Genomic DNA, 4,491 nt, shown 5'->3' on the forward strand with positions numbered 1-4,491 from the left:
TCTAGGATACCTTGCCCAAATGAATATCGATTTAAAATAAGGAGACAATAAATGATACCAAAATCACACCCCCGTTATGAATCATTGCTTTTAAGAGATAAAATCGTTAAAGCCTCTGAGAAAGGTTACCTTGCAGACTCAGGAATGATTGCGCATGGTAGAGGAGAAGCTTTTGATTATTTGATTGGAGAAAAAACAACTTACCCTGCAAAAAGAGCTATGTATGTTGCTGTTGCAGCCTTACTTTTATCTAATAATCCGGTTATTTCAGTTAATGGAAATGCCACTGCCCTTGCCTGTGATGAAATAATCGACCTGGCAAAGGCAGTAAATGCAAAAATTGAAATCAATCTATTCTATAGAACCGATGAAAGAGTGAGATTAATAACAAAATTATACAAGAATCATGGATATTCCGACATATTGGGCACTCTCGATGATGACATAGAATATATCAGCGACATTAAAAACAACAGGTCTTCTGCAAGTAAAACAGGAATCTATTCAGCAGATACTGTTTTAGTGCCTCTTGAAGATGGTGACAGAGCAGAAATACTAAAAAAATCCGGAAAAAACATCATTACAATTGATTTGAATCCACTATCCAGAACATCAAAAATGTCTGATGTATCCATTATGGACAATATTGTAAGGGCAATTCCATTTATGACAAAAATAGCTGATGATTTAAAAACCCAAGATAAAAAATTCTTGGTCGATTTGATTAATGAATTCGACAACGAGGAAAACCTCAAAGAATCATTGCAACAAATTAAATTAAAATAAAAAGAGTGAATATGATGCAAGTTATAGGAATTACAGGAATGCCAGGATCAGGAAAAAGCATAGTTTCCGATTTGGCTTGTAAAAAAGGTGCTATCATTGTTAGCATGGGCGATATCATAAGGGAAGAAGCTGAAAAAAGAGGTGAAACAACCGGTGAGACAGCAGTGAACTTAAGAAAAGAATTCGGAGAATATATCGTTTCTGAACTAACAATAGAAAAGATTAAAAAACTTCAAAAAGAAGGCCACGATAAAATCGTTGTTGAAGGAATCAGAAGCCACCACGAAGTTGAAATGTTTAAAGAAAGCTTTGATAACTTTATCATTGTCTCAATCTTTGCAAAACCTATGATTAGATTCGAGAGATTGAAAAAAAGAAAAAGAGAAGACGATTCTCAGGATTACGCAGGATTCTCTGAAAGAGACCAAAGAGAATTGGGCTTCGGCATGGGCAATGTAATTTCCCTTTCAGATAGAACACTTATTAATGAAAGTGATTTGGATAGCTTTATTGAAAAGGTAGAAAAATTTTTAGATGAAATAGGATTCTAATCATTTATCCTCAAGAATTGCATCTTCAATAATATAAACACCACTGTCAAGATGCCATTCCTTTCTATCCTTTAAAATTTTAATTCTTTTTTTAAAAATAGGTCCGTCAATAGCCAATGTTTCAGCTTCCCCACCTTCAAAAGCAATGTTTACCTGATATTTCTCATTGATTTTAACCAGTTCATCTATAGCATCATCATCAATGACACGTCCAAGCCATGTTTCATCCAGACCCCATGCAGCAACTCCAGAAACAATAATCTCAAATCCCAGACTGACGATTTCTCTCATATAATCAAGTTCATTCACATGCCAATAAGGTGAAATGATTTTCAGACCCGCCTCTTCACCCAACCTTTCTATTCTTGATTTTTGATAGACTGAGTAAAGTGCACCTGTATATATAGCCTCAACACCTAAACTTTTAAGATTTTCGAATTCCCTTTTCAAATCTTGAAGTTCCTCTTCTTTAACGCCCTGAGTTACAGCTGAGATTATTGGAATATCAAGGGCATCTGCAAGCAAATCGGTGATATGAATATTTGGAACATGAAACATGTATGATTCGTCATTAACAGATTTCATGGAAAGAAGATATTTTACATCCTCTTTCTCCTTTAGTGCATAATACAGAGCCATTGTACTATCTTTTCCACCTGAAAATAAAATAGCAACATCCATAGTATTACCGTTTACGTTTTGTTTCTAAGAATTTTTTAAGTCTTCTATGATAAACAACAACGGAATCAAAGTAAATTCCAATTATTGCAACAACAACACCGATGGCTCCAGTAATCAGAACAAAATTAGTGCTTGAAACCATTGATGAATTGGTGGAATTAATACTATCATGAATTGGACCTTCCATTTTACTTGCAACAACACCATGATTAAGCAGAACCTGCTCAAATTTATCCAAGCATGAAGCGTCAATAACCAGCACTGACTGCACCTGTGCATAAGATAATGTTTCTCCATAAACTAGTTTATACCAATCTGAAAAAGATTTTAAAGCCTGTAAAGCAGAATAATTATCTTCAAGTTCTATTGTTATTTTACCGGTTGAAGCATTAACAGTGTAATTCTTATAGCCAGAATCGATATTTCCAACTATCTCCTCAAAATAATCCTTCTCAACATCGCTAAATGTCCACAGAGTTATGGCAATACTTTCTTCTTCATATGATTTAAAGCCCTCAGTACTGCTTAAATCATCTTTTAATTTATTTAAATCATTGGAAGTAGATAAATCTAAATATAAAGTTTCTTCATTGTTAGGCATGCTTCTTTCAAGAGTAGATACAACCGAAGGCATTTCCTGATAAATAGGTTCCAAGAAAAATGCCCCTCCAATAGATCCAATTAAAAAAGCAACAATAAGCACAAGAATAATTTCCTTTTTCGGCATATATTTTCTAAGCATACCAATAGAAAAAACAAATATCATCATTACAATGAATAAAATAATATAAATAATTGTAGTTATAATATCCATAATTTTACACGCCATTTAACTAATATAGATAATATTTTAAATAACGCTATTAAAATAACTTTTGCTAAAAATCATATGTACACCAACATTTTTTCACTACCCACAGGCCACTCAACAACAACATTGTTTTCGCCTTTTTTAAGATAAATCGAAGATGATTTCAGATTTGACTTTGATGAAACTTTAATAAGCTTATAGGAGTTATCTTTAAGTTTTAAATTGCACGATAAATAACTACTTTCAACATCAACCTTATTAGATTGTTCTGAATTTATAGTTACCGTTTGTCTTGACCCCTGACCTTCACCATAGACTGTTTTAATAGCCAGTGCAATTTTAGACAAATCCGATTTGGCTTTTATGGAATCTGACACATCCAATGTTGTTTTAATGCCCTGGTTTACTAAAGGCATTGTAAAAACTATCAAAACTATTAGTGAAATTGTAAAGATTAGCATATATTCAAGGGATATCTGTCCACGATTATCTCCATTCATCTAAATCACCAAAAATATATTTTTCGTAAATAACATCACAATATCCCCATAGACAACAGCAATCAACAGCCCGAAGAATATTGCCGGAGCAAAGGGGAATGAAATTTTAACAGAAAGCTCATCTGAAATAAATCCCTGAACACTCATGATTTTTAATAAATACACCTCTTCTGCGATTATGCCTCCCGCACTCTGAGATTTGAAATAATATTTAAAATAAGAATCATCATTGTTTTTATAAATTCTCAGATTGCCATCAGCCTCACCAATCAATTCACAGATATATTCATTATTAAAATAATATTCATTTACAATTGTCCCTTCAGTTATATCCTTTACCGGTATCATCTTATTAAGCGTTGATTCAACAAGATATTTCAAGCTGTTAACATTCAATACATTGAACAGGAAATCCGAATTTTTCGAAAAGACCTTATTTTTAAAAATCAAATGAGTGACAAAAATTACCAAGAACGGAAATGATACCAGAATGCTGTTTATCACTACACTAAATGAAAAGGGATACAATGACAGTTGTGGAAAAATCTCCAGGAAGCTGATATTAAAACCGAATGGTATTACTGAAGCGATGCCTGTGAACAGTTTTACATCACCCCCACCCCATACATTCAATTGCCACATCATATATGTGATAGTGTATGTAATAACTGCAGAAATTATTGAAGCTAAAATGTATTTAACGTTAGATGACAACAATGACAAAAGTAAATTAGACACCATTCCAAAAATCAAAAGGAACCTTGTTAACGAAACCGGAACAATACCTTCTTTAACATCCGAAATTGCAGCCATAGCACAAAATAATACTGTAATTGATATTTGAACTAAAAATACTATACTTAAATTCATAATTATAGTATAATACCAACTATAATATTAATTAGATAGAAAATAAGTTCATAAAATTGTTTTTAAAATGTAAAATTGTATAAAAAGAGAAAAAATTAATTTTTAGAAAACTCATAAATAGCTTCTAAAAATGATTTGAATAATGGATGTGGCCTATTAGGTCTTGATTTGAATTCCGGATGGAATTGACAACCAATAGCCCAAGGGTGATTTGGCAATTCAACAATTTCCACTAAAAAGTCATCAGGACTGGTACCGGAAATTATCAAACCTTTTTGTTGTAAATCTTCCA

7 protein-coding genes and 1 pseudogene are annotated in these 4,491 nt (G+C 32.5%); 2 read left to right on the forward strand and 6 right to left on the reverse strand.

The genetic code is table 11. The features are described 5' to 3' along the window. Positions 1-51 precede the first annotated feature (51 nt). The gene (locus tag Q4Q55_RS09740) at positions 52-786 is read left to right on the forward strand and encodes a 4-phosphopantoate--beta-alanine ligase (protein ID WP_303372617.1); all 735 of its coding nucleotides are present in this window, start codon (positions 52-54) and stop codon (positions 784-786) included. Between the two features lie 14 nt (positions 787-800). Then, positions 801-1,337, forward strand: a complete 537-nt coding sequence (locus Q4Q55_RS09745) for an AAA family ATPase (RefSeq protein WP_368660155.1) — start codon at positions 801-803, stop codon at positions 1,335-1,337. Here the strand turns inward: Q4Q55_RS09745 and Q4Q55_RS09750 are convergent, their stop codons facing one another. The 6 genes and pseudogenes from Q4Q55_RS09750 to Q4Q55_RS09775 all read right to left on the reverse strand — a co-directional run. Then, the gene (locus Q4Q55_RS09750) at positions 1,338-2,018 is read right to left on the reverse strand and encodes a TIGR00289 family protein (protein ID WP_303372619.1); all 681 of its coding nucleotides are present in this window, start codon (positions 2,016-2,018) and stop codon (positions 1,338-1,340) included. Between the two features lie 4 nt (positions 2,019-2,022). Further along, positions 2,023-2,847 carry a hypothetical protein gene (locus Q4Q55_RS09755; protein ID WP_303372620.1) on the reverse strand — a complete coding sequence of 275 codons (825 nt, stop codon included), beginning with the start codon at positions 2,845-2,847 and terminating at the stop codon, positions 2,023-2,025. Positions 2,848-2,903: 56 nt separating this feature from the next. Next, on the reverse strand, positions 2,904-3,329 hold the full coding sequence (locus Q4Q55_RS09760; RefSeq protein WP_303372621.1) for a class III signal peptide-containing protein: 426 nt from the start codon (positions 3,327-3,329) through the stop codon (positions 2,904-2,906). After that, the gene (locus Q4Q55_RS09765) at positions 3,330-3,710 is read right to left on the reverse strand and encodes a peptidase A24 (RefSeq protein WP_303372623.1); all 381 of its coding nucleotides are present in this window, start codon (positions 3,708-3,710) and stop codon (positions 3,330-3,332) included. It abuts the gene before it with no gap. Between the two features lie 216 nt (positions 3,711-3,926). Next, positions 3,927-4,199 (reverse strand): annotated as a pseudogene (locus Q4Q55_RS09770) (prepilin peptidase); the annotation flags it as partial. A gap of 95 nt (positions 4,200-4,294) precedes the next feature. Then, positions 4,295-4,491 (reverse strand): gamma-glutamyl-gamma-aminobutyrate hydrolase family protein (locus Q4Q55_RS09775; protein ID WP_303372622.1); only part of this gene is annotated, 197 nt, incomplete at its 5' end.

The organism is Methanobrevibacter sp., from assembly GCF_030539555.1.
GTDB lineage: Archaea > Methanobacteriota > Methanobacteria > Methanobacteriales > Methanobacteriaceae > Methanocatella.

Excerpts from the sequence above, each read along its gene's own strand:
- Q4Q55_RS09745 (WP_368660155.1), top strand. The coding sequence starts at position 801 with ATGCAAGTTATAGGAATTACAGGAATGCCAGGATCAGGAAAAAGCATA.
- Q4Q55_RS09755 (WP_303372620.1), bottom strand. The coding sequence starts at position 2,847 with ATGGCGTGTAAAATTATGGATATTATAACTACAATTATTTATATTATT.
- Q4Q55_RS09760 (WP_303372621.1), bottom strand. The coding sequence starts at position 3,329 with ATGAATGGAGATAATCGTGGACAGATATCCCTTGAATATATGCTAATC.
- Q4Q55_RS09750 (WP_303372619.1), bottom strand. The coding sequence starts at position 2,018 with ATGGATGTTGCTATTTTATTTTCAGGTGGAAAAGATAGTACAATGGCT.
- Q4Q55_RS09740 (WP_303372617.1), top strand. The coding sequence starts at position 52 with ATGATACCAAAATCACACCCCCGTTATGAATCATTGCTTTTAAGAGAT.